The following is a 24,648-nucleotide window of genomic DNA, read 5'->3' on the forward strand; positions in this document are numbered from 1 at the left end:
ATGATTATGTAGATAGCGAATGTTTCATGATTGAATTTGAAATTGAAAAAGCAGTAAAACTGATATCAGTTTTACTGCTAAGTAAAATATTAAGCAATTTTTTCAATAATAATAGATGCACTCGTACCAAGAGCTAATGATAGCCCAAGCCCTGTAACAATTACTTCAACTAATGATGGAGTTGTCGTAATTTGCGTAATTGCTTGAACAACAATAGGTGCTCCAACTGAAATTAAACTCGTTCCAGTACCTGGTACAGGTACTCCGTTCACTTGAACTGTAAGTCCACCTAATAGACTTACTGCTGCAGTGTATACGATAACAGTAATTTTATAGAATCCAGTTTCACTAATTACGAAAGTATCAGCATCTAATTGAGAAATTGCTGTACCGAACTGAGATCCAACAGTATTAAATGGTACTGGATCATTAATTCCTAGATCTAAAGAGATCCCACCGGAGTTAAATGCATACAATCCTGCTGGAAGTCCTAGCCCTGATGGTCCAGTAGGCCCAGTCGGTCCGGTAGCCCCAGTCGGTCCAGTAGCCCCAGTATCACCAGTCGGTCCGGTAGGTCCAGTAGCCCCAGTATCACCAGTCGGTCCGGTAGGTCCAGTAGCCCCAGTGTCACCAGTCGGTCCGGTAGGTCCAGTAGCCCCAGTGTCACCAGTCGGTCCGGTAGGTCCAGTAGCCCCAGTGTCACCAGTCGGTCCGGTAGGTCCAGTAGCCCCAGTATCACCAGTCGGTCCTGTAAGTCCTGAAGGCCCGGTAGGTCCAGTCGGTCCAGTAGGCCCGGTAGGCCCGGTAGGTCCAGTCGGTCCAGTAGGCCCGGTAGGTCCGGTAGGTCCAGTCGGAAGGGTAAACGGTGGTATCGGTGGTAATGTTGGTCCTACAAGATTAGGGTCAAATGCACTAGCTGATAAAGATTCATCGGGATTTAATCCATCTGAATAATTATTATTTGACATAAATTCACCTCCATAAAGCGTTCATTATATAGTAGATGCAAAACCGAAAGAAAATGACACGGACATTTGAATTATTGAAAAGAAATCTTAAACTGCTTGTGCAAGTTAAAAAAGTGGAAAGTTTGTTGTATGTATAACATATGATTGATTTGGAAGAGGGTGATTATGTTGAACAAGCAAGGAATTACAATTAGTTTATGTATGATTGTTCGAGATGAGGAAAATACAATCGGTCGATGTTTAGATGCAGTAGAAAAAATTGTTGATGAAATTATTGTAGTTGATACAGGTTCCATTGATCGAACGAAAGAAATTGTAACTCAATATACTTCCAACATATATGACTTTCCATGGATTAATGATTTTGCGGCAGCTAGAAATTTTTCTTTTTCGAAAGCAACACAAGAATATATATTATGGCTAGATGCTGATGATGTGTTATTAGAAGATGCTCAAGAAGCGTTGAAACTTTTAAAAATAGAATTAGATCCTAAAATTGATGCTGTTTCGATGCCGTATCATCTTGCAATGGATTCTAACGGGAAACCTTTATATTGTACAAAAAGAAATCGACTTGTAAAGCGTGAAAAACAATTTCAATGGTTTGGAAAGGTTCATGAATATTTAGCTATTTCTGGTGAAACTTTTAGTAGTAATGTTGCTATTACACATAAAAAAGAAAAAAAGGTAACAAATCGTAATTTGAAAATTTTTCAAGATGTTGTAGCAGCTGGAGAAGAATTGAGTCCGAGAGATTTATTTTATTACGCGAATGAATCTATGGATAATCAAAAATATGATGATGCAGTTCTACTATATGAAACATTTCTTAATCAAGACGAAGGATGGTATGAAGAGAAAATTTATGCATGCGGTAAGTTAGGAGATTGCTATGCAAAGATTGGAATGTGGGAGAAGGCAGTTGAATCTTGTGTAAAGTCATTTCGGTATGATGTCCCTAGAGGAGAGAATTGTACAAGAATAGGATATATATATATGGAACAACAAAAATATAATGAAGCAATTTTTTGGTTTAAACTTGCAACAGAAGTGCCAATGGCAACAGAGAGTCCTTTTCACAGTCCAGCTAGCTACACATGGATTCCCTATTTACAAATGTGTATTTGTTATAGCAAGTTAGGAGAGCAAGATAAAGCTTATTATTACAATGAACTAGCAGCTTCTTATGTTCCGAATAATGCTGCAATTGAATATAACCGCAAATATTTTCGGGGTGTTTTTGATAAACAATATAAATCGTTATAGGTTGTTTTTTTTAGAAATGGCGTATCACGATTCTAACTCTAATAGATTGGCTATATAGTAAAGTATCGGTGTAATGGTTACATTTATAGACTTCATATGAAGTTTATATTTCAAATTCAATTTGCATAAGGAGTGTGTGAAATGAATCCTCAAAAAAATTCTTTATATGAAGAAAAGTCTGTGCATTATTATAATGCAGTGAATCCCAATTTATTAAAGCATATAAAAAAGGAATGGAAAGAAGTTCTTGATATTGGTTGCTCGAGCGGTGCATTGGGAGCGGCTATTAAAGAAAATGGAACACGTGTATCAGGAATCGAGGCATTCCCAGAGGCAGCAGAAAAAGCAAAAGAAAAACTGGATCATGTTGTTTTGGGCGATATAGAAACAATGGATATGCCGTATGAGGAAGAGCAGTTTGATTGCGTTATATTTGGGGACGTATTAGAGCATTTATTTGATCCGTGGGCTGTAATAGAAAAAGTAAAACCATATATAAAGCAAAATGGTGTAATTTTGGCTAGTATACCGAACGTTTCTCACATTTCGGTATTAGCTCCCTTACTCGCTGGAAATTGGACGTATACAGAATATGGCTTACTAGATAAAACACATATTCGTTTCTTTACATTTAATGAAATGCTACGAATGTTTTTAAAAGCAGGTTATTCGATTAGTAAAGTAGATCGTGTATATGTTGATCATAAAATGTATGAGTCGCTTATTGAGGAGTTATATGGAATTTGTAAAAAATATCGTCTTGGAAGTGGCTTCATGGCTGAGACGGTCGTATTTCAGTATATTATTGAAGCAGAAAAATCACAGTTATGAGTGCTGCTGAAAAAACAATATTATTTGTTACATGTATAAATGATCGGAAAATGTATGCACAGTGCGTACGGCATATATTGAGATTGGCAGTACCTCCAGGTTATATTGTACAATTTATGCCAATTCGGAATGCGAAAAGTATGACGAGCGGATATAATCAAGCGATTTCGCATCCAGCGAAATATAAAGTATATATACACCAAGATGTTTTCATTATGAATGTGGTATTTTTATACGGATTACTTCAATTATTTAACGAACATGAACATCTTGGAATGATTGGAATGATTGGAGCCCAATATGTTCCTCCAAACGGGATATGGAATGAAGGCAGGGAAGTTGTTGGGAAAGTAATTGGTTATATGAACGATTTATTTTATATGGCAAGTCAAGAAAAGCCGTACCATGAGTCAAAAACATTTATGCCTGTGGAATGTATTGATGGTTTATTGATGGCAACGCAATACGATATTCCGTGGCGAGAAGATTTGTTTGATGGGTTTGACTATTATGATGTATCTCAGTCATTTGAATTTAGAAAAGCTGGCTATACCGTTGGGGTTCCTGTACAGCGTGATGCGTGGTGTATTCACTATCATATTGATGTGAATATGACAAACTATGAAAAGTATAGAAAGATATTTGTGGAGCACTATATGTCAGATGTAAATCAAGACGAATAGAGGGGCTACAAAATGAAAGATCATACAATATTAGTCGTTGTTTGTATAAATAATGAGGAGCTATTTGAACAATGTGAGAGACAAATAAGAAACCTTTTTGTTCCCCCTGGTTATGTCGTACAAATTTTTCCGATACGAGATGCACAAAGTATGGCGAGTGCATACAATCGAGCCCTTTCATATCCAGCGAAGTACAAAGTGTATATACATCAAGATACATATCTTATTAATCGAGAGATGTTGTATACACTTATATCTCTTTTTCAAGATAATGAAAAACTTGGTTTAATTGGCGTAGCTGGTGCTCAGTTTTTACCGAGCAACGGGATATGGTGGGAAGGGAAAAATTTAGTAGGGAAAGTGATTGAATACAGAAGACAGAATTATCAATTATTAAATTTAGATCAGATTTTTTATGATAATCAACCATTTTTGTCAGTTCAGGCAATTGATGGTTTATTAATGGCCACACAATATGATATTCCGTGGCGAGAAGATTTGTTTCAAGGATTTCACTTTTATGATGTGTCACAGTCTTTAGAGTTTCAAAAGGCGGGTTATTTAATTGGTATCCCTAATCAAGCAAATTTATGGTGTATTCACTACAACGGGGATGAGTTTGATGCGGATACATATGAGAAGTATCGGAAAGTATTTGTAGAACATTATAAAGATATATTATCTCCATCATAAGGGAGAGATGCAGGGTGAAAGGAATTATTTTAGCAGGTGGAACTGGATCGAGATTGTATCCAATAACGAAAGTAACGAATAAACATTTGCTTCCTGTTGGACGTTACCCAATGATTTATCATGCGGTATATAGGCTGAAACAATGCGAGATTACAGATATTATGATTATTACAGGGAAAGAGCATATGGGAGATGTTGTTAGTTTTTTAGGAAGCGGTCAAGAGTTTGGTGTGTCCTTTACGTATCGTGTGCAAGATAAGGCTGGGGGAATTGCACAAGCATTAGGGCTTTGTGAGGATTTCGTCGGGAAAGATCGTATGGTAGTTATATTAGGAGATAATATTTTTTCAGATGACATTTGTCCGTACGTTGAAGAGTTTGTAAATCAAAAAGAAGGTGCGAAAGTACTACTGCAATCTGTAGATGATCCGGAGCGGTTTGGCGTAGCGCACATTCAAAACCACAAAATAATTGAAATTGAAGAAAAGCCGAAAGAACCGAAAAGTTCCTATGCAGTGACAGGAATTTATTTGTATGACTCGAAAGTCTTTTCTTATATAAAAGAATTAAAACCTTCCGCAAGGGGAGAACTTGAAATTACAGATATCAATAATTGGTATTTAAAACGAGGGGTACTTACTTATAATGAAATGAGTGGTTGGTGGACTGATGCGGGAACTCATGTTTCTCTTCAAAGGGCGAATACGTTGGCACGGGATATAAACTTTGGTAAACAGTTTAACGGAGAATAGGTGAGAATATGAAAGTTGTAGAAACAAACTTTACCGACGCAAAATTGTTAGAACCGAGGTTATTTGGAGATGAGCGTGGCTTTTTTACAGAAAGTTATAATAAGAAGATGCTAGAAACATTAGGGGTTACGTATTCATTTGTACAGGATAATGTTTCTTATTCAGCAGAAGCGGGAACGATTCGGGGATTACACTTTCAAAAAAATCCGAAAGCACAAACGAAACTTATTCAAGTTATGCAAGGAGCAATCTATGATGTTATCGTTGATTTGAGAAAAGATTCACCAACGTTTCAACAGTGGAGAGGATATATTTTAAGTGCGGATAATCACCGGCAATTATTAGTGCCAAAAGGATTTGCACATGGTTTTTGTACACTTGTCCCGCATACTATTGTTATGTATAAAGTAGATGAGTATTATAGTGCCGATCATGACTCAGGGGTACTTTGGAACGATAAAGAATTAGCAATTCCATGGCCAGTAACAAGTCCTATTTTGTCTGACAAAGATCGAATATTACCGTTACTTCAGGAATGTGAAGATAGCTTTTGAGTAGGAGAGTTGTTTATGAATATATTAGTAACAGGTGGGGCCGGATTTATTGGAAGTAATTTTGTTCATTACATGTTACAAAGCTATGAAACATATAAAATTATTAATTTCGATGCATTAACATATAGTGGAAACTTAAATAATGTAAAGTCTATTCAAAATCATCCGAATTACTATTTTGTAAAAGGGGAAATTCAAAACGGAGAGCTGCTGGAGCATGTTATTAAGGAACGTGACGTGCAAGTAATTGTAAATTTCGCAGCTGAATCACATGTGGACCGTAGTATTGAAAATCCGATTCCTTTTTATGATACAAATGTAATTGGGACAGTCACCTTATTAGAATTAGTAAAAAAATATCCGCATATTAAACTCCTGCAAGTATCAACAGATGAGGTGTACGGCTCTTTAGGGAAAACAGGTCGATTTACCGAGGAAACCCCGTTAGCTCCAAATAGTCCATATTCTTCAAGCAAAGCGAGCGCCGACATGATAGCTTTATCTTATTATAAAACATATCAATTACCAGTTATAGTAACACGTTGCTCCAATAATTATGGGCCGTATCAATATCCTGAAAAATTAATTCCGTTAATGGTTACGAATGCGTTGGAAGGGGAAAAATTACGATTATATGGAGATGGATTAAATGTAAGAGACTGGTTACATGTAACGGACCATTGTAGTGCGATTGACGTTGTTCTGCATAAGGGACGTATAGGAGAAGTATATAATATAGGTGGAAATAATGAAAAAACAAATGTAGATGTTGTGGAACAAATTATCTCCCTCTTAGGAAAAACGAAAAAAGACATTGCGTATGTTACAGACCGTTTAGGGCATGATCGTCGTTATGCGATTGATGCACAAAAGATGAAGAATGAGCTCGGGTGGGAACCGCAGTATACGTTTGAACAGGGGTTGAAAGAAACGGTGGAATGGTATAAACATCATATAGAATGGTGGAAACCACTAAAAGAAAAGTAAGGGGCATATAAATGAAAGAACGGATTATCATAACAGGAGCAAACGGTCAATTGGGAAAGCAACTACAAGAAGAGTTAAATCCTGAAGAATACGACATATATCCATTTGATAAAAAGTTACTAGATATAACAAATATATCCCGAATGCAGCAAGTGGTACAAGAAATAAGGCCACACATCATTATTCATTGTGCAGCGTATACGAAGGTTGATCATGCAGAAACAGAACAAGATATTGCGTATAGAATAAATGCAATAGGAGCTCGAAATGTAGCGGTTGCTTCACAATTAGTAGGGGCGAAGTTAGTTTATATCAGTACTGATTATGTATTTCAGGGCGATAGACCAGAGGGATACGATGAATTTCATAATCCGGCGCCGATAAATACATACGGAGCTTCTAAGTATGCGGGAGAGCAGTTCGTCAAAGAGCTACATAATAAATACTTTATCGTTCGTACATCGTGGTTATATGGTAAGTATGGAAATAATTTTGTGAAAACGATGATGCGATTAGGTAAAGAAAGAGAAGAAGTATCTGTTGTAGCAGATCAAATCGGTTCTCCTACTTATGTGGCGGATTTAAATGTAATGATTAATAAGCTCATTCATACTTCTTTATACGGTACGTATCATGTGTCAAATAGAGGTTCATGTTCTTGGTTTGAATTTGCAAAAAAAATATTTTTGGATGCAAATATGAAAGTGAATGTATTACCTGTTTCAACCGAAGAATTTGGATCAGCGGCAGCGAGACCGAAATATTCTATTTTCCAACATAACATGCTACGATTAAATGGTTTTTCACAAATGCCTTCTTGGGAAGAAGGATTAGAGCGTTTTTTTATAGAAACAAAAAGTCATTAACAAAATTTAAGTTAATGACTTTTTTGTTTGCCTTTAAGAGGTTTTATGGTACTATAATTATAGTATCAGGTACTAATAACAAGTATAAGCAATTCTGGGAGGATATATCATGGAACTATTACAAGGGAAAACATTCGTTGTTATGGGCGTTGCGAACCAAAGAAGTATTGCGTGGGGAATTGCTCGCTCTTTGCATAATGCAGGTGCAAAATTAATATTCACATATGCAGGAGAACGCTTAGAGAGAAACGTTCGTGAATTAGCGGACACATTAGAAGGACAAGAATCACTTGTATTACCTTGTGATGTAACAAATGATGAAGAACTTACAGCTTGCTTTGAAACAATCAAGCAAGAGGTTGGTACAATTCACGGTGTTGCACACTGTATTGCTTTTGCAAATCGTGATGATTTAAAAGGTGAATTTGTAGATACTTCTCGCGATGGATTTTTACTTGCACAAAATATTAGTGCATTCTCTTTAACAGCTGTAGCAAGAGAAGCGAAGAAAGTAATGACAGAAGGCGGAAATATTTTAACGTTAACATATCTTGGCGGCGAGCGCGTTGTGAAAAACTATAACGTTATGGGTGTTGCGAAAGCTTCATTAGAAGCTAGCGTGAAATATTTAGCTAACGATTTAGGCCAACATGGCATTCGCGTTAACGCTATTTCTGCAGGACCAATTCGTACGTTATCTGCAAAAGGTGTAGGTGACTTTAACTCAATCTTAAGAGAAATTGAGGAGCGCGCACCACTTCGTCGTACAACAACTCCAGAAGAAGTTGGGGATACAGCAGTATTCTTATTCAGTGATTTAGCACGCGGCGTAACAGGAGAAAACATTCACGTTGATTCAGGGTATCATATCCTAGGATAAATATAATATTAATTTTTAAAGGACAATCTCTATATGTTGAGATTGTCCTTTTTATTTGTTCTTAGAAAGAACGATTTTTAACGAAAGTTCTTACCACGTTATGAATATAACTATAATAGTACACGATTTAATTAGCTACGTATGGAAGTGGGAGGGACGAGTGTGAAGAATAAAAATAAAAGTTCAACAGTTGGAAAACCGTTGTTATATATTGCGCAAGTAAGTTTGGAACTTGCTGCACCGAAAATAAAAAGGATTATCTTAACAAACTTTGAAAATGAGGATCGAAGAGAAAAAAGTAATAGAAATGAAAACGAAAATGCTGTAAGTAGTGCTGTGGAAGAGGTAATAGAACAACAAGAACAACAAGAACAACAAGAACAACAAGAACAACAAGAGCAGCAAGTGGAAGAAATAGAAGAAGAGGAACAAGAGGAACAAGTACAAGAGCAGCAAGAGTCAGTGAGAACTGTCCCGTATAATAAATCATTTAAGGATATGAATAATGATGAAAAAATTCATTTTTTATTAAACCGTCCTCATTACATTCCTAAAGTAAGGTGCAGAATAAAAACGGCTACCGTTTCTTATATTGGATCAATCATATCGTATCGTAATGGCATTGTATCCATTATGCCACAAAATAGCATGAGAGATATTAGGTTGTCTATAGATGATATCCAATCGATTAGTATGGCCGGCTTTTAAATATGTAAAGGTGGTAGAAAGCTTCTACCACCTCAATAGTTTTTTTAGTTTACTTTACGATAGAAACGTCGCGTAAGCATTGAATCGCACAGAAACAGCTTAAATCAACAGTAAGGCAAGTAGTTGTCGATATTAATCTTGCATTTGGTACAGCTAAAAACGTACAAATTGGATCGTCACCAGGTGGTACCGGAGTACCGTCACCTAAAACTACAGTTAATACACGTAGCACAGCACAGCTATCATCATCTACACTTTCTACACGGAAAATTGGTGATTGGCAGCTAACTAGGCTTGCAGATGGTGCGAAAGCTTCAAAAGGTGTTCCAGCTTTTGTGTATAAAATAAAAGGGCGTGTATTCGCTACTGATGCCGTGTTGTGTGCGCCTAAAAATGGAATTTCACAACCAGATCCACATGTTGTTGTAGAACAATCTTGTAATTCATTGATGAATTTTACAACGTCAACTACACAATGAGAAGAGCTATGGTGTTTATTTTCGTTACAACTCATTAATGTCACTCCTTATCTTCTTGTTTGTATTTACATTAATAAGATATTGGAGTGGAGGAGATTTGGTCACAATCTCAAGACCTTTTTTTTTAAATAGGCGAAAGAAGATAAGGGAAGGTGGAATCATGCTGTTTACAAGTTGGCTTTTATTTTTTATTTTCGCGTTAGCTGCTTTTAGGCTCACCCGTTTAATTGTATATGATAAAATTACAGCTTTTTTGCGAAGACCGTTTATTGACGAATTAGAGATTACAGAGCCGGATGGAAGTGTATCAACTTTTACAAAAGTAAAAGGTAAAGGATTAAGAAAGTGGCTTGGCGAATTATTAAGCTGTTATTGGTGTACAGGTGTGTGGGTTAGTGCTTTTTTATTAGTTTTATATAATTGGATCCCTATCGTTGCAGAGCCGTTACTTGCATTATTAGCTATTGCAGGTGCAGCAGCAATTATTGAAACGATTACAGGATATTTTATGGGAGAATAATATATCTTTATAATACGAGAGAAAGCGGAGTTTAAAAGAACGAGGGAACGGAAATAAAGAGTTGTTCATATAGTAAATAGACAGAATTGACAGTAGAGGAGATGTTTGCTGTGAGCAATAATCCAAGGCAAAATTCATATGATCTGCAGCAATGGTATCACATGCAGCAACAACACCAAGCGCAACAACAGGCATATCAAGAACAATTACAGCAACAAGGATTTGTGAAGAAAAAGGGATGCAATTGTGGGAAAAAGAAGAATGCAATAAAACACTATGAAGAATGAAACACTCATGTTACTGTGAGTGTTTTTTATTATACATATAAAAAGCGGTATTTCAAAGGAGAAATACCGCTTTTTACTAGCTAATTTGTGCAACTGTTAATGCTGCAGCACGAATGTCTACAGTTCCAAATAATTCAACTGGTACGATTTGAACTAAGTCGCCAGGATTCAAGTTAATAAGAATAACACCGCTAGAAACCTCTACTTCTCCAGTACCGATAATGTTAGCACGGACTGCCGTCCCGGATCCTGGGATAATGTTGTCAGGTGTGTCCAATGTTAAGAAGAATCGGGCAGCATTTGGTGGGGCAGGAACATTTTCAAGACTTACCGTTAATGTATAACTGATTTGATAGATACCAGCTATTTGAATTCGAATGCCATTTCCGACGCTTACTGTATTGTTTATTACAGGAACAGTAATATTAGGATTTGGACTTACGCTAGGTAATAGTAATGGTGTAAACAGTGAAGCAAACTGAGGTGCAGACGCGTTGAAAGCAAAACCGAAGGCAGGTAGTGTACTAGCTGGTTTCGCCTCGCAATCGATTTTAGTAAATTCGCAATCAGAAGAGAACATGTTTTTCACTCCTTTATCTGTTTCTACTTTCAGTTAATGAAAAGGACAGGTTCTATGTTCTAGACAAGTTCCCAATTTTATGAAAAATACATAATAATACCTTTTAAGCATGGATTGGGTGGCAGAAAACTCTGCCACCCAATCCATGCTTAAATTAGTATTCAGTTTTATATAGAAACATCGCGTAAGCATTGAATAGCGCAGAAGCAACTTAAATCAACAGTAAGACAAGTGGAGGATGATACGAGTCTTGCATTTGGTACAGCTAAAAACGTACAGATTGGATCATCACCAGGTGGTACAGAGGTACCATCACCTAAAACTACAGTTAATACACGTAATACAGCGCAGTCATCATCATCTATACTTTCTACGCGGAAAATTGGAGATTGGCAGCTAGTAAGGCTTGCAGATGGTGCGAATGCTTCAAAAGGTGTTCCGGCTTTTGTGTATAAAATAAAAGGACGTGTATTTGCTACTGATGCATTGTTATGTGCGCCTAAAAATGGAACTTCACAACCAGATCCACATGTTGTCGTTGCACATTCTTGTAGTTCATGTATAAAACGAACGACATTTGATACACAATTGAAATCAAAATCATGTTGATTATCTTCGTTACAATTGCAGCTCATTATGTTCACTCCTTCTCGTGAGTTCTGACATACACTATTACAATATGAATGGGATATGGTTGATATTACGTTAATTCTAATGATAAAAACAGGGAATTTATATAGTAGGGATGTCCATCATGCAATATAAAAAAAGACATCCTTATTTAGTGGATGTCTTTTCAGGTAAATCTTTTCGCGCAGTATATAAAAAACGAGAGATATCTAATTTTTTTCCTCTAAAAAATTGCGGAGAGGAAATGTAAAGTTCTTCTTTCGCACGTGTAATGGCGACATAAAGCAGTCGACGTTCTTCTTCTAAAGCTTCAGACGTCTCTGTAACACGATCATTTGCATCTTTTAAAGAAGAAGTATGAGGGAGAATACCATCGCTCGCTCCAAGTAAAAAGACGCATGGAAATTCAAGGCCTTTTGCGTTATGAATAGACATAAGCGAAACAGCATCTTTTTCCGGCATTGTTTTTAATGCTTCCATTTCTTTTTGACCTTGAATTGCTTCATCAATAAATTGTAAATATGCTGGAATATCGGTGAAACGAGTTGCAGACTCCATTAATTCTTCTAACATTTCTTCTTGTATATCTTTATGCATTGTAAAGGAAGAACGATCGTTACTTTGTAAGTACTCTAAATACTTTCCTTTACCATGAATAATTTCTTTTAATGCTTTTTTCGGTTCTAATTCTTTTATAAATTTAATAAAATCGATACGCTCATTTACCTTTTTCACTTGAAAAGGTTTTAAGCTTGGATTTAATAATAAGAAATGAAGAAGAGAAGGGAAGCGCCCCTCACCATACTTCCATTGTTCACGTTCAATAAATGAAATACAATCATCACGCCCGATATACATCGTGGGCAATATGTTTGAAAGTGATTCTAATCGAAACGGTTCAATCACCAGTCTTAAATGATCTAATACAGGCTTAATTAAAGAATGTTCATAAAATGATTGACTCGCCCCGTGCTTAATAAACGGGATTTTATGAATGGTAAGCTGATCAAGTAACGAACGGCTTACAGAATGTGTGCGATACAGTAAACAAAAATCTTTAAAGTTTCGTTCGCCGCTCTCTACTTTTTCTTGAATGAGCTGCAAAATTTGATTTGCTTCATCAAGAGTCGTAGCAGGTCTTGCGTAAAAAGGTTGTACACCTTCTTCGCGCACAGAATATAGCTCTTTATCAAAACGCTCTTGATTTAGTTTGATAACTTCATTTCCAAGTCCGACGATAAAAGGATTGGATCGATAATTTGTATTCAGTGCGATAATAGTAGTGTTATCAAATTCTTTTGGAAAAGATAAAATAATTTGGTGACTTGCTCCTCGCCAGCCGTATATCGCCTGGTCGTCATCACCTGCGATAAATAAATTATTTCTTGGCGTGGCTAACAATTTTACAATTTCATATTGTGCATACGATGTATCTTGGAACTCATCTACTTCAATATAGTGGAAACGTTGTTGTAATTGGGTAAGCAAAGGAGCGTTATTTTCTAACATATAATATGTTTCTAATAGGATGTCATCGAAATCAATATAATTATATCGTTGTTTTACTTCTTCAAAACGCTCGTATACTTCTTTAAATTCTTGTTCAACGGGTGTTGTTGTTTTTACATCTTTTGGACGATTCAATTTGTTTTTCTCAAGTGAAATCATAGCGAGCATCGTTTCAGCATCATAATCGTCTTTTAAGCGTAACTCTTTTAAAATTTTCTTTATCATAATTTGTTTATGTTTTTCGTTTGCTAAAATTTGCTGATTATATCCTTGACTACGAAGCAATTTTAAAAAGACAGAGTGGAATGTACCAGCAACAACGTAGCTACTTGCTGCACGATTCATACCTGGTAAATTTGCTACACGGTTTCGGATTTCTTCAGCTGCTTTTTGTGTAAATGTAAGTAATAAAATATTGCGCGGATGAACTTGTTTTACATTTACTAAATAACCTACGCGGGTTGTTAAAACAGATGTTTTCCCGCTTCCAGCACCAGCTAATGTAAGAACAGGGCCTTCTGTCGTTCGCACGGCTTCTAATTGTTTTTCATTTAAAAATACATTTTGTTGTTCGAGAGCGCGGAAATACGCTGCATCTGCATCTTCTTCCATAATTAAATGGGTAGATGTTTTCGGAATATGATATGTTGCACGCGGAATATCAGCGTGCGTTAATGATTTTTGTGAAAATTTTTCTTGTGTCATATATTCACCTTCAAAACTATAGCATCAACATTTAACTTTAGCGGAAGAAAAAGAAAATAGCAATGTAAAAAACAGGAGGGGATACCTCCTGTTTTCAAATTACAATTCTTTTATCATAACGATGTGAGGAATATTTGCTTCCATGAATACATTAGAATTCGTTACATATCCAAGTTTCTTATAGAAATCTTCAGCATGTGTTTGGGCGTGCAGCTTTAATTTTGATAGCGAGTTTTCCTTCGCATACGCTTCAAGTGCATCCATAACAATTTTTCCAATGCCTTTTTTACGATGGGAAGCTAGTACGCAAATGCGTTCCATTTTTCCTATTCCATCAATGGTGCGAAAACGACCAGCACCAACTGGAACATCATTATCATATATAACAACGTGTGTTGAAATTTCTTCAAACTCATCATACTCTTCTTCAGCAGACACTTGTTGTTCATTCACAAATACTTGCTTACGTACAGAGAATGCGTCTCTTAGTTGTTCGTCCGTTTGTACGATCTGTGCATGCAAATTAGTTGTTCCCCTTTCCAAGGTGGAATGTTTCGTGTACAGTCCATGTTCCGTTTTCTAATTGATATAGAAGGTGGAAGCGATCAATTGGTTGTTCATAATAGAAATCTTTCATACGTAATCGACCTAATACATCAGCATGCTCTGCATCTGATAAGCCTTGTCCAATTGTTAAATGAGGTACGAAAGCGTATTCGCGTTCTTGTGTAAAGAATTCATGATGCATTTCTTCATTTAAGAAAGTAAGTTCAGGTGTTTTTTCTACTTTAAAATAAAGAACATTATTAACAGGTGCGAATGAACCAACTTTTCCGACGTGAAGGGTGAAAGGGTTCGTTTTACTTGCGATTTTATGTAACTCTTTTACAATCGATTCTAATTGTTCATCTTGCGTCTCAAAGGGTGTTTTCAATGTAATGTGTGGCGGAACTAATGCGTAGTGCGGATCATAACGTTTACGCAATCCGTTCGCTTTATCTTGAATCATTTTAGATGGAAAAATTACAATGCCTAATTTCATGTTCCAATTCCTCCCTTTGTAAGTCTAGTTAGATTTTGAGAAAAAAACTCTCTTCATCTATTATATCAAATTATTCTGAATACTGCTCTCTATTATTTCATTGATAGAATATGAGAGAAGGCTTTCGGTAAATCAGTTTGCCAATATTTCCACGTATGGTTACCTTCAAACTCCTCGTAATGCGTGATGAAATTTCTATCTGTCAGAAGCGTATTGAGCTCACGGTTCGGCTGTACGAAATCAGATACTTGTCCATCCGTGCGCTTTACAGCTGTTTCTTCTGTCCCAATGACGTGATAAAGTTCTAGCGCCTCCGGATTTTTGAAGTCTTTTGCTAAGTTCATCACTGTTTCATCAACAAATGGTGATTGCATAACGACTTTACCGAATGTATGCGGATACATAAGTGCAGTCATAAAGGAAACTGTCCCGCCAAGAGAATCACCAATTAACACACGACCTTTTCCCATTTGGTACGTTGGATAATTTTCATCGATATATGGTGCAAGTTCATGAGCAAGGAAACGGATATATGCAGCGTTTTTCACTTCATTTGGGAAATATTTTTCTTTACGATCGTGTACATTTTTATATGGAATACCGACAATAATTGTACGGTCAATTTCTTCAGTTTCACGAAGACGCTCAATTACACGGTGCGCTTTACCAAGCTGAAAATAATCTCTACCATCTTGTGCAATTACCACTGTATGTTTGTGCAGTGCTGTGTAATTTACCGGTAAGTAAACGAGAAGTGTAACATCTTCTTGAAGTGATGCGCTATAAAATGAAATTTCTTCAATTCTCCCGATTGTTTGATTCATGTAGATCCCCCTAAATAAAAATTTACTGTGATTGTAAGAGCGACGCTTGTAGTGAAAAAGAAAGAAATATTCACTAATAGGTGCTTTCGTTTCTATTTTACCATAATGGTACGAAGAATCTAAAAAATTAGTATTTAAGTTATGAAAGAAAACGGATATAATGAAGTGGGATTTTTGACAGGTGAGAGGGGAGACGGAATTTGAAACAAGAAAGATCAATCGCACTACCATTAGCAATTTCCATTATAGCCATTTCATTCGCAGCAGTTTTTGTAAAGATGTCCTCAGCACCATCTTCCATATTAAGTATGTACCGATTATGGATTATCGTACTTATTATGCTGCCAATCGTTTGGAAAAAACGGGAAGAATTTAGTAAGATTCGAATAAAAGATTGGGGATTTTTAGTTGGATCTGGTTTCTTTTTAGCACTTCATTTTCTTTTATGGTTTGAATCTTTAAAGCATACGACAGTTGCTAGTTCGACGATTATTTTAGCGCTTCAACCAATCGTATCTTTAGTTGGGGGTTTTTTCTTATTTAAAGAAAGAACGACATACTCAGCCATTGCGACAATGGGAATTGCGATATTAGGCGTAATGTGTATTGGTTGGGGAGACTTAGGACTAAGTGAACAAGCAATTTATGGAGATATATTATCCTTTTTAAGTGTAATAGCGGTTGTCGGTTATTTATTTATCGGGCAAACGATAGTAAAGAAAGTATCACACTGGATTTACAGCTTTACAGTTTTTGCATTCGCAGGTATTTTTATGGGGATTTATAATATAGTGTTGCAAGTGCCTTTTACAGGTTATACGAAGTGGGATTGGACCGTTTTTCTTTTACTTGCGGTTGTACCGACAGTGTCACACGTCATTAATAATTGGTTATTAAACTACGTAAATGCAACAACAATTTCAATGAGTATTTTAGGAGAACCTGTTGGAGCATCTATACTGGCGTTCTTCTTACTCGGGGAAAGACTAAATGCCATGCAAATTATCGGTAGCATGCTCGTATTGTTTGGCGTATCTGTTTTCTTACTACAACAACAAAAACGAACAGCAAAAAATGTAGTAAATGAGCCGGCGTATACACAGGAATTATAAGGTTAGAGGAGAAAAGAGAAGTTGGAATACTTCTCTTTTTGTTTTATAGAAATACGGGAGTAGGAGGGGAAAGGGGAGGGAAATGGAAGAAATATTAAAGAAGTATATGCAGAACCTTACAACACTAAGTGAAGAAGAGCAGCACATGATTCTCAGTGAATTACAAATTGGCGAATATAAAAAAGGAACAGTGCTCCTAAGGCAAGGAGATGTTCCTTCGAAATGTTATTTTGTATTAAAAGGATGCGTGAGACAACATTGTATAGATGAAGCCGGGAAAGAAGTTACATCAAATTTTTATACAGAAGAACAAGCAATCGCAAATTTTAATCATCATAAACAAGATAAATCATCCCCGTATACGTTAACGTGTCTAGAAGATTGTCTAGTTGTAGTTGGCGACCTGTATAGTGAAAAGGACATGTATAAGAAATATTCACAGTTAGAAGAAATGACGCGTAAAATGGTCGAGTATAATTTTGGTGAAGTACAAGATGAACTTGCCTTATTTATCTCATCGACACCAGAAGAACGATATAAAGCATTATTACAAAAACGACCGCATTTAATCGATCGAGTTCCTCAATATCAATTGGCGAGTTATCTAGGTATTACGCCAGAGTCATTAAGTAGAATTAAGAAACGAATTAAGTAGTGGATTTACCACCTTTCAACAGTAGCCATATCGCAAGTCCTAATTCACCTGCAATCATAGGTAATTGGAACAGTGATTGTATGATTGCGATGAGCGTATCATATTGTGAAAACAGTGTATTCATGACGTGAATTACGATATAACCGATAGCAGCGATGAATAGTAATACACTAATCAATTTCGGTATTTGTTTAGATAGAAAAGTTACATATCCTAAAGTGAAAAGATGTAAGCCGAAAATGATTAACCCTACAGACCAAATGTATTTAAAAGCTTCTAGAAATAACATTGTATATGCTTCTGAATTAGCAACTGTACTTTTTGAAAGAAGTAATACAAATGTTAAATTGAATATAGCAATCCCAAGTATCGCTGTATACATAAGACGAAGCAAGGCAGCTAGTAATGAGAGGCTAGTATGAATTGGTTTTAGAAAGAAATAAAGAGCCCACGCGGCGACAATATCAGTAATGAAAATGATAATCCAACCGAAGATTTCCGCTTTGAAAAGTGAATTTGAAGTTTGGATATTATGGAATGTCGCGCTCGCATCTTCTTGTACAACGAGATTTTCATGAACAAAACCGTAAGAAAAAAATGCAATGAATGCCATAACAAGAAGAGAAAAGCCAGCAAATAAGGCATACTTTCGTTTAGTCATAATACGTCCTCCTATTCTAATGTTGTTTTCATTGTAATAGGGAAGAGGAGGGGGTTCATTGACTTAAATCAAGAGAGGGGAAGTTTAGTGGAATTTCCATCAAAAAAAGATATATGGTTATATCCAATTTTTTTCGTTGTCATTGGAGCGTGTTTTGCTCCCCTATTTGCAGGGAGAGAATATTTTCTTTTATTTTTTACAATTCCGTTAGCGATATTATGTATTTGGAGTTGGTTTTCAACAAAATATATTGTCAGAGAAGAGGCAATTATTATTAGATCGGGTTTCGTTAAAAAACGCATATTTATACGAGATATAAAACAAATTTCAAATACGAAAAATCCAATAGCAGCTTATGCCTTATCATTTGATCGACTTGAAATTGTTTACGGCGCACATCAAACAGAAATTATTTCTCCTAAAGATAAAGACCAATTCATCAATCACGTTAAAAGTAAAAATTCACACATTGAAATAAAGTAAAAGAGTGGCTTCGTAGCCACTCTTTTACTTTGGATTTGTCATATAAGGTTGTACATGAATAATGCATAGGTCACGGAACTTTCCTTCAGCAGTTGTAACAATTACGACTGCTCTACCTGCACTTTTTCCGGTAATCGTTACCGTATCTCCTTGTGGATACAGTGTGATAACATCAGCATTCATATTTGTCCAAATAAGTTCCGTATTCGTTGCTTGTACTGGCAAAACAGAAGCTGATAACTCAGTGCTTTGTCCAGTTCTTACTTTTAACTTATTTTTTTCCATATGAACACCAATGACTGAAATAACAGAAGGAGCAATAGAAATTTTGGGTGGATTAGGTTGTATGTTTAAACGAGAAGCAGAAGTATTTGTGATAGGTGAAAATTTTCGTGTTTGTTGTTGCTGGAAAGCTGCTAACATTTTGGAGTCCCCTTTCTGTATAAGTGCTGATAGTACTACTATAAAGGAGTAGTGTTATGTTAAATTTAACGAAACATAAAGAATTTGTTAAATTTGAGAAGAAGATTGTCGAATTGTAATAAAAAGAAAGCTCTGCTGTTATGATAACAGCAGAGCTTTCTTTTTATAGATTATGACTATGGTGTTTTTCGAAGTTCTCAAATTGCTCTTCAACTTCTTTTGAAGGTTTAGTTAGTAAACTAACAATTATGATTACTAGTAAACTAATAGCGAATCCAGGAATCATTTCATATAAGAAATCTTTTAAGAATTTGAATTGAGTCCAAATAATTACTGTAGCGGCACCTGAAATCATACCAGCAAGCGCACCCCATTTTGTCATGCGTTTCCAGTATAAGCTTAATAAAATAGCAGGTCCGAATGAAGAACCAAATCCAGCCCAAGCGTATCCAACAAGAGCTAAAATCGTATCATTTTGTTTAAACGCTAATGCGCACCCAACTAATGCAATAACAAGTACAGCCATACGGCCAACAAATACAAGCTCTTTATCAGAAGCAGAACGTTTAAAGAATGTACGATATAAATCTTCTGTTATAGCACTAGAAGTAACGAGCAACTGAGATGAAATTGTACTCATAATCGCTGCTAAAATCGCTGCTAATAAAAATCCAGTAATAAGTGGATGGAATAAAATTTTTCCTAGTTCAAGGAAAATTGTTTCCGGGTTAGATAATGTTAACTCTTGTTGTGAGTAGTAAGCAATACCGATAAGGCCAGTAAACATAGCTCCGACAACAGAGAAAATCATCCAGCTCATACCAATTCTTCGTGCGCTTTTAATTTCTTTTACAGAAGAAATCGCCATAAAGCGTACGATAATATGAGGTTGTCCAACATAACCAAGGCCCCATGCAAATAAAGAAATCATCCCCAAAGTAGAGGCACCTTTAAAAATATCTAAACGTGTTGGATCTACAGAACGAATTGTATCAAATGCAGGTCCAAGTCCGTTCGAATTCATAATTGTTACGATAGGAACAAGAATAAGAGCAATTACCATAATGATTCCTTGCACGAAGTCTGTCCAACTTACTGCTAAGAAACCACCAAATAATGTGTAAGCTACAACAACGCCAGCTACAATGAATAATCCAACGTGGTAGTTCATACCAAATGAATTTTCAAATAATACGGCGCCTGAAACTAATCCTGAAGCTACATAAAAAGTAAAGAAAATCATAATAACAAGTCCGGATACTAAGCGTAGCATATGAGATTTGTCGTGGAAACGGTGTTCCAAAAATTCTGGGATAGTAATAGAGTTGTTTGCAATTTCAGAGTAGGTACGTAAGCGAGGAGCGACATATAGCCAGTTTGCGTATGCGCCTAGTGTTAGGCCGATCGCAATCCAACTACTACTTAATCCAACGCTAAACATTGCACCGGGTAATCCCATTAAAAGCCAACCACTCATATCGGATGCTCCAGCGCTTAATGCTGTTACTGCGGGGCCTAGTGTACGCCCGCCAAGCATATAATCTGTTAAGTTGGACGTTCGTTTATAGGCGAAATAGCCAATTACTAACATCCCGAGCATGTAGATAGAGATTGAAGTTAAAGTTAACATCTGCGTACTCATGTAGTTCCCCTTCCTTTTGTCATGTCTTTTGATGCGTTTTGCATATTTATAATCTATCATGATTATTCTGAAAAATCCATACAGAAATACGAATTTTCAGAAATGTAAGCGTTTTTTGACATCATTTTACTTTTTTAATATATAATATTCATACAAAAAACCTTATTTTTAATAGAGTATTTATTATATTTACATAAAAAGAGGTTGTTTTGTCAATATAATATTGAAAGGAGAGAAAAATAAATTTTTTTAAAAAGTATTGACTTATGAAAAAAGTTAGGTCTATAATGAGTGCAACTTAAAAAAATGCAAGCGTTGATGAAGAAGAGTACACATGATGAACATGTCAGAGAGCTGATGGTTGGTGCGAATCAGTATGGAATTGATGTGGAATGGGCTTCGGAGCTTCCAAACCGAAACGAAAGAAGTAGGCTTTGGCGACATGATCTCATCGATACAAGAGACACGTATTGTTTTTGATACGGTAAAGTGCGTTACATTTGTAACGAATTAAGGTGGCACCACGGGAGTACCCGTCCTTTCTATAGGATGAGTACTCCCTTTTTGTGTACAAAAAATTAAATAAATGAAATCGTTGAAGTAAGAAGAGTACGTATATTGGAGACGTTACAGAGAGCCGGGGATAGGTGGGAGCCCGGTGCGGTGCCATATACGGAATGGGCTTACGAGAGGTATGCTGAACAATTATTTTTAGTAGGCAACCCGGGTTCCGCCGTTACAAGGATAAGGTATATATTTTGTACCTGAATAAAGCGGGATGCTTTTGCGTCCAACATGAGGTGGTACCACGGTAAATTTATCGTCCTCTACATATTTCGATATGTAGGGGACTTTTTTTATTTTTCGGAGTGAGGTGAAAGGCATGGTGACAAAAGACGAATTTATGAAGCAAAACGAACAAGGAAAAGCATTTTTAGTAATCGCTGAAGAAGAAGGAGATAGCATTACGCCAATTTCTTTATATAGACGTATGAAGGGAAAGAAAAAGTTTTTATTAGAAAGCTCCCAGCTTCATCAAGATAAAGGACGCTATTCTTACTTAGGATGTAATCCGTATGGTGAAGTGAAAAGCGTTGGTACGGAAGTGGAACGAACGATTTATGGCCGGGCAGAAAAGCTGCAAGGTAACGTACTACAAGTGTTAGAAAAAGAAACCCGGTCAGCACAAGTAGACAGTCCATTCCCATTTTGCGGAGGAGCAGTTGGTTATATTGGCTATGACGTCATCCGGCAATATGAAAACATTGGTGCAGATTTACACGATCCATTGAATATTCCAGAAGTGCATCTTTTATTGTACCGTGAGTTTATCGTGTATGACCACTTACGCCAAAAATTATCATTTGTATATGTATGCAGGGAAGATGATACAGCTTCTTATGAAGAAGTATATGAAAGATTGCAAGTATATAAAGAGGAAGTGCTACAGGGAGAAGAAGCGGAAGTAACTGAAATAAGATCAACATTATCATTCACTTCCTCTATAAAAGAAAAAGAATTTTACGCGATGGTAGAAACCGCGAAAGAGTACATTCAGGCTGGGGACATATTCCAAGTCGTATTATCCCAGCGTTTGCAAAGTGAATGTATTGGTGATCCATTCGCGTTATACCGAAAACTTCGGATTGCCAATCCATCACCATATATGTTCTATATCGATTTTCAAAATTATGTTGTACTCGGTTCTTCGCCGGAAAGTTTGTTATCGGTAAGAGAGGATAAAGTAATGACGAATCCAATTGCCGGTACGAGGCCGAGAGGGAGAACGAAGCAGGAGGATGCGGAAATTGAGAAAGAACTGTTAGAAAATGAGAAAGAACGAGCGGAGCACATGATGCTTGTGGACCTTGGGCGGAATGATATTGGCAGAGTAAGTGAAATTGGATCCGTGACGATAGATAAATATATGAAAGTAGAAAAATACTCTCACGTTATGCACATTGTATCCGAAGTTTACGGAACATTGCGAAAACGAATGAGTGGATTTGATGCATTAGCGTATTGCTTACCAGCAGGAACAGTGTCAGGTGCTCCGAAAATTAGAGCGATGGAAATTATAAATGAGCTAGAGAATGAAAAAAGAAATGTATACGCAGGAGCAGTTGGATACGTTAGTTTTTCAGGGAATCTTGATATGGCGCTCGCCATTCGAACGATGGTTGTAAAGGATGAAAAAGCATACGTTCAGGCAGGAGCGGGAATTGTTTATGATTCAGACCCAGTAGCTGAATATGAAGAAACGTTAAATAAAGCGAGAGCACTATTGGAGGTAATGAAATGATTGTACTAATTGATAACTATGATTCATTCACATATAACTTGTATCAACTGTTAGGTGAATACGAAGAAGATATTGTAGTCGTAAGAAATGATCAAATAACGATAGAACAGCTAGAAGGGATGAATCCTACAGGAATTGTGCTTTCACCAGGACCAGGAAAACCAGAGGATGCTGGCATTTGTATCGAAGTGATTCGTCATTTTTATAAGAACGTTCCCATATTAGGCATTTGCCTCGGACATCAGGCAATTATATCAGCATTTGGAGGAGAAATTGTTAGAGCAGAGCGCATTAAGCATGGAAAAACATCACGCGTGAAACATAACGGAACGTCAATCTTTTCATACGTGACACAGCCGCTAACAGCGATGCGCTACCATTCACTTGTTGCAGCGCAAACGAGTTTGCCACAGTGTTTTGACATACTAGCGACAGCGATGGACGATGGAGAAATTATGGCAGTTCGTCACAATTATTATCCGTTATTCGGATTACAGTTTCATCCAGAATCAATCGCGACAGAAGAAGGCGGAAAGTTAATACGTGCCTTTTTAGGCGAAGTGAAGGAGGAGGAAAGAGTATGAATAACTATCTTCGTAAATTAGTGGAGGGACAACATTTAACAGAAGAGGAAATGTATAAAGCAGGGCTTCTTTTATTAAATGAAAACATATTGGAAAGTGAAATTGCAGCTTTCTTAGTCTTACTGAAGGCGAAAGGTGAAACGGCAGAAGAAATATATGGCCTTGTTCGAGCTCTTCGTGAAAAGGCATTACCGTTTTCGAACCATATACAAGGAGCGATGGACAATTGCGGGACGGGTGGTGACGGTGCCCAAACGTTTAATATTAGTACAACATCGGCATTCGTACTGGCAGGAGCTGGCGTAAAGGTTGCAAAACACGGTAACCGAGCTGTTTCTAGTAAAACAGGAAGTGCAGATTTATTAGAAGAACTCGGTGTAAATATTAGCAGTACGCCAAACGAAATTGATTATTTATTAGAGCATGTCGGCATTGCATTTTTATTTGCACCAGCGATGCATCCAGCATTAAGGCGCATTATGAAAATAAGAAAAGAATTAAATGTGCCGACGATCTTTAACTTAATTGGTCCTTTAACGAATCCGGTGAATTTAGAAACACAATTTGTCGGCATTTATAAACGAGATATGTTACTACCAGTTGCGCAAGTATTACAGAAACTAGGCAGAAAACAAGCGCTTGTCGTAAATGGAAGTGGATTTCTAGATGAAGCATCATTGCAAGGAGAAAATCATGTTGTCATTTTAAAAGATAATGAAATAGTAGAAACGAGTATTGAACCTGAGAAATATGGTTTCTCAATAGTGAAAAACGAAGAAATTAGAGGCGGAGATTCGAAAGAAAATGCAAAGATTACGCTCGGGGTATTAAGCGGAGAAAAGAGTGTTTACCGCGATACGGTTTTATTAAATGCAGGTCTAGCCCTTTTCGCGAATGGAAAAGCAGAAACGATTGAAGAAGGAATTACACTCGCGGCACATAGTATTGACTCAGGAAAAGCATTAGCCAAACTAAACTTATTAATTGCAGCAAGTAATGAAAAATTAGAAAGGGTGAATTAA

29 protein-coding genes and 2 other annotated features are annotated in these 24,648 nt (G+C 36.6%); of the genes, 18 read left to right on the plus strand and 11 right to left on the minus strand.

The window, feature by feature from the left end; translation table 11 throughout:
• Positions 1–89: 89 nt before the first annotated feature.
• On the minus strand, positions 90–968 hold the full coding sequence (locus tag KZZ19_RS06095; protein ID WP_348638029.1) for a BclA C-terminal domain-containing protein: 879 nt from the start codon (positions 966–968) through the stop codon (positions 90–92).
• A gap of 165 nt (positions 969–1,133) precedes the next feature.
• Between KZZ19_RS06095 and KZZ19_RS06100 the strand changes: the two genes are divergently transcribed.
• From KZZ19_RS06100 to KZZ19_RS06145, 10 genes are all read left to right on the plus strand, one after another.
• On the plus strand, positions 1,134–2,234 hold the full coding sequence (locus KZZ19_RS06100; protein WP_237979855.1) for a glycosyltransferase: 1,101 nt from the start codon (positions 1,134–1,136) through the stop codon (positions 2,232–2,234).
• Positions 2,235–2,375: 141 nt separating this feature from the next.
• Entirely contained in the window at positions 2,376–3,065 is a 690-nt protein-coding gene (locus KZZ19_RS06105) for a class I SAM-dependent methyltransferase (protein WP_088095563.1), read from the plus strand.
• Complete coding sequence (locus KZZ19_RS06110) at positions 3,062–3,748, plus strand: glycosyltransferase family protein (RefSeq protein ID WP_237979856.1); 687 nt, start codon at positions 3,062–3,064, stop codon at positions 3,746–3,748. The genes KZZ19_RS06105 and KZZ19_RS06110 overlap by 4 nt, the downstream gene beginning before the upstream one ends.
• Positions 3,749–3,760: 12 nt before the next feature.
• Positions 3,761–4,441 carry a glycosyltransferase family protein gene (locus KZZ19_RS06115; protein WP_237979857.1) on the plus strand — a complete coding sequence of 227 codons (681 nt, stop codon included), beginning with the start codon at positions 3,761–3,763 and terminating at the stop codon, positions 4,439–4,441.
• Between the two features lie 14 nt (positions 4,442–4,455).
• Complete coding sequence (locus tag KZZ19_RS06120) at positions 4,456–5,193, plus strand: sugar phosphate nucleotidyltransferase (RefSeq protein WP_088095566.1); 738 nt, start codon at positions 4,456–4,458, stop codon at positions 5,191–5,193.
• A gap of 8 nt (positions 5,194–5,201) precedes the next feature.
• Positions 5,202–5,747, plus strand: a complete 546-nt coding sequence (gene rfbC, locus KZZ19_RS06125; RefSeq protein ID WP_088095567.1) for a dTDP-4-dehydrorhamnose 3,5-epimerase — start codon at positions 5,202–5,204, stop codon at positions 5,745–5,747.
• A gap of 15 nt (positions 5,748–5,762) precedes the next feature.
• A complete protein-coding gene (rfbB, locus tag KZZ19_RS06130; RefSeq protein ID WP_237979858.1) occupies positions 5,763–6,734 on the plus strand; it encodes a dTDP-glucose 4,6-dehydratase in 972 nt (323 codons plus the stop codon).
• Positions 6,735–6,745: 11 nt separating this feature from the next.
• A complete protein-coding gene (gene rfbD, locus KZZ19_RS06135) occupies positions 6,746–7,600 on the plus strand; it encodes a dTDP-4-dehydrorhamnose reductase (RefSeq protein WP_237979859.1) in 855 nt (284 codons plus the stop codon).
• A gap of 109 nt (positions 7,601–7,709) precedes the next feature.
• A complete protein-coding gene (gene fabI / locus KZZ19_RS06140) occupies positions 7,710–8,480 on the plus strand; it encodes an enoyl-ACP reductase FabI (protein ID WP_000421885.1) in 771 nt (256 codons plus the stop codon).
• Between the two features lie 141 nt (positions 8,481–8,621).
• Positions 8,622–9,188 (plus strand): spore coat CotO family protein, encoded by a 567-nt coding sequence (locus KZZ19_RS06145; RefSeq protein WP_237979860.1) that lies wholly within the window; start codon positions 8,622–8,624, stop codon positions 9,186–9,188.
• Positions 9,189–9,237: 49 nt separating this feature from the next.
• Here KZZ19_RS06145 and exsY read toward each other — a convergent pair whose 3' ends face one another.
• Entirely contained in the window at positions 9,238–9,702 is a 465-nt protein-coding gene (gene exsY, locus KZZ19_RS06150; RefSeq protein ID WP_088095570.1) for an exosporium assembly protein ExsY, read from the minus strand.
• A gap of 125 nt (positions 9,703–9,827) precedes the next feature.
• Between exsY and KZZ19_RS06155 the strand changes: the two genes are divergently transcribed.
• Both KZZ19_RS06155 and KZZ19_RS06160 read left to right on the plus strand, forming a co-directional pair.
• Positions 9,828–10,187 (plus strand): DUF1360 domain-containing protein, encoded by a 360-nt coding sequence (locus KZZ19_RS06155; protein ID WP_237979861.1) that lies wholly within the window; start codon positions 9,828–9,830, stop codon positions 10,185–10,187.
• Positions 10,188–10,288: 101 nt separating this feature from the next.
• Positions 10,289–10,474, plus strand: coding sequence for a cytochrome C oxidase subunit III (locus KZZ19_RS06160; protein ID WP_088095571.1), 186 nt, complete (start codon positions 10,289–10,291; stop codon positions 10,472–10,474).
• 76 nt (positions 10,475–10,550) lie between these two features.
• Here the strand turns inward: KZZ19_RS06160 and exsF are convergent, their stop codons facing one another.
• The 6 genes from exsF to KZZ19_RS06190 form a co-directional block, all read right to left on the minus strand.
• Positions 10,551–11,054, minus strand: a complete 504-nt coding sequence (exsF, locus tag KZZ19_RS06165; protein WP_088095572.1) for an exosporium protein ExsF — start codon at positions 11,052–11,054, stop codon at positions 10,551–10,553.
• A gap of 167 nt (positions 11,055–11,221) precedes the next feature.
• Complete coding sequence (gene cotY, locus KZZ19_RS06170; protein WP_061678757.1) at positions 11,222–11,689, minus strand: spore coat protein CotY; 468 nt, start codon at positions 11,687–11,689, stop codon at positions 11,222–11,224.
• 142 nt (positions 11,690–11,831) lie between these two features.
• Positions 11,832–13,898, minus strand: a complete 2,067-nt coding sequence (locus KZZ19_RS06175; protein WP_088095573.1) for an ATP-dependent helicase — start codon at positions 13,896–13,898, stop codon at positions 11,832–11,834.
• A 99-nt stretch (positions 13,899–13,997) separates the two neighbouring features.
• Complete coding sequence (locus KZZ19_RS06180; RefSeq protein WP_088095574.1) at positions 13,998–14,420, minus strand: GNAT family N-acetyltransferase; 423 nt, start codon at positions 14,418–14,420, stop codon at positions 13,998–14,000.
• Between the two features lies 1 nt (position 14,421).
• Positions 14,422–14,940: a YjcG family protein gene (locus KZZ19_RS06185; RefSeq protein WP_237979862.1), complete on the minus strand. Its 519-nt coding sequence runs from the start codon at positions 14,938–14,940 to the stop codon at positions 14,422–14,424.
• Positions 14,941–15,032: 92 nt separating this feature from the next.
• Positions 15,033–15,764 carry an alpha/beta hydrolase gene (locus KZZ19_RS06190; RefSeq protein ID WP_088095576.1) on the minus strand — a complete coding sequence of 244 codons (732 nt, stop codon included), beginning with the start codon at positions 15,762–15,764 and terminating at the stop codon, positions 15,033–15,035.
• 200 nt (positions 15,765–15,964) lie between these two features.
• Between KZZ19_RS06190 and KZZ19_RS06195 the strand changes: the two genes are divergently transcribed.
• Together KZZ19_RS06195 and KZZ19_RS06200 are read left to right on the plus strand one after the other, a co-directional pair.
• Positions 15,965–16,876, plus strand: coding sequence for a DMT family transporter (locus KZZ19_RS06195; RefSeq protein WP_237979864.1), 912 nt, complete (start codon positions 15,965–15,967; stop codon positions 16,874–16,876).
• A gap of 82 nt (positions 16,877–16,958) precedes the next feature.
• Positions 16,959–17,531 carry a Crp/Fnr family transcriptional regulator gene (locus KZZ19_RS06200; protein WP_088095735.1) on the plus strand — a complete coding sequence of 191 codons (573 nt, stop codon included), beginning with the start codon at positions 16,959–16,961 and terminating at the stop codon, positions 17,529–17,531.
• Here KZZ19_RS06200 and KZZ19_RS06205 read toward each other — a convergent pair.
• On the minus strand, positions 17,524–18,192 hold the full coding sequence (locus KZZ19_RS06205) for a DUF4386 domain-containing protein (RefSeq protein WP_237979866.1): 669 nt from the start codon (positions 18,190–18,192) through the stop codon (positions 17,524–17,526). The genes KZZ19_RS06200 and KZZ19_RS06205 overlap by 8 nt on opposite strands.
• Before the next feature lie 87 nt (positions 18,193–18,279).
• Between KZZ19_RS06205 and KZZ19_RS06210 the strand changes: the two genes are divergently transcribed.
• Complete coding sequence (locus tag KZZ19_RS06210) at positions 18,280–18,675, plus strand: PH domain-containing protein (RefSeq protein ID WP_237979868.1); 396 nt, start codon at positions 18,280–18,282, stop codon at positions 18,673–18,675.
• A gap of 24 nt (positions 18,676–18,699) precedes the next feature.
• Here the strand turns inward: KZZ19_RS06210 and KZZ19_RS06215 are convergent, their stop codons facing one another.
• Together KZZ19_RS06215 and putP are read right to left on the minus strand one after the other, a co-directional pair.
• Positions 18,700–19,098 carry an Ig-like domain-containing protein gene (locus KZZ19_RS06215; protein WP_088095579.1) on the minus strand — a complete coding sequence of 133 codons (399 nt, stop codon included), beginning with the start codon at positions 19,096–19,098 and terminating at the stop codon, positions 18,700–18,702.
• A gap of 163 nt (positions 19,099–19,261) precedes the next feature.
• Entirely contained in the window at positions 19,262–20,740 is a 1,479-nt protein-coding gene (gene putP, locus KZZ19_RS06220; RefSeq protein WP_237979870.1) for a sodium/proline symporter PutP, read from the minus strand.
• A 306-nt stretch (positions 20,741–21,046) separates the two neighbouring features.
• Positions 21,047–21,284: a binding site (T-box leader), on the plus strand.
• A 42-nt stretch (positions 21,285–21,326) separates the two neighbouring features.
• Positions 21,327–21,571, plus strand: a binding site (T-box leader).
• A gap of 52 nt (positions 21,572–21,623) precedes the next feature.
• On the opposite strand from putP, the gene trpE reads away from it, so the two are divergent.
• The 3 genes from trpE to trpD are packed head-to-tail and all read left to right on the plus strand — an operon-like array spanning position 21,624 to position 24,648.
• Positions 21,624–23,042, plus strand: coding sequence for an anthranilate synthase component I (gene trpE, locus KZZ19_RS06225; RefSeq protein WP_237979872.1), 1,419 nt, complete (start codon positions 21,624–21,626; stop codon positions 23,040–23,042).
• Positions 23,039–23,626: an aminodeoxychorismate/anthranilate synthase component II gene (locus KZZ19_RS06230; RefSeq protein WP_088095582.1), complete on the plus strand. Its 588-nt coding sequence runs from the start codon at positions 23,039–23,041 to the stop codon at positions 23,624–23,626. The genes trpE and KZZ19_RS06230 overlap by 4 nt, the downstream gene beginning before the upstream one ends.
• Entirely contained in the window at positions 23,623–24,648 is a 1,026-nt protein-coding gene (trpD, locus tag KZZ19_RS06235) for an anthranilate phosphoribosyltransferase (protein ID WP_237979873.1), read from the plus strand. Before KZZ19_RS06230 ends, trpD begins: the two co-directional genes overlap by 4 nt.

The organism is Bacillus thuringiensis (assembly GCF_022095615.2).
GTDB lineage: Bacteria > Bacillota > Bacilli > Bacillales > Bacillaceae_G > Bacillus_A > Bacillus_A cereus_AG.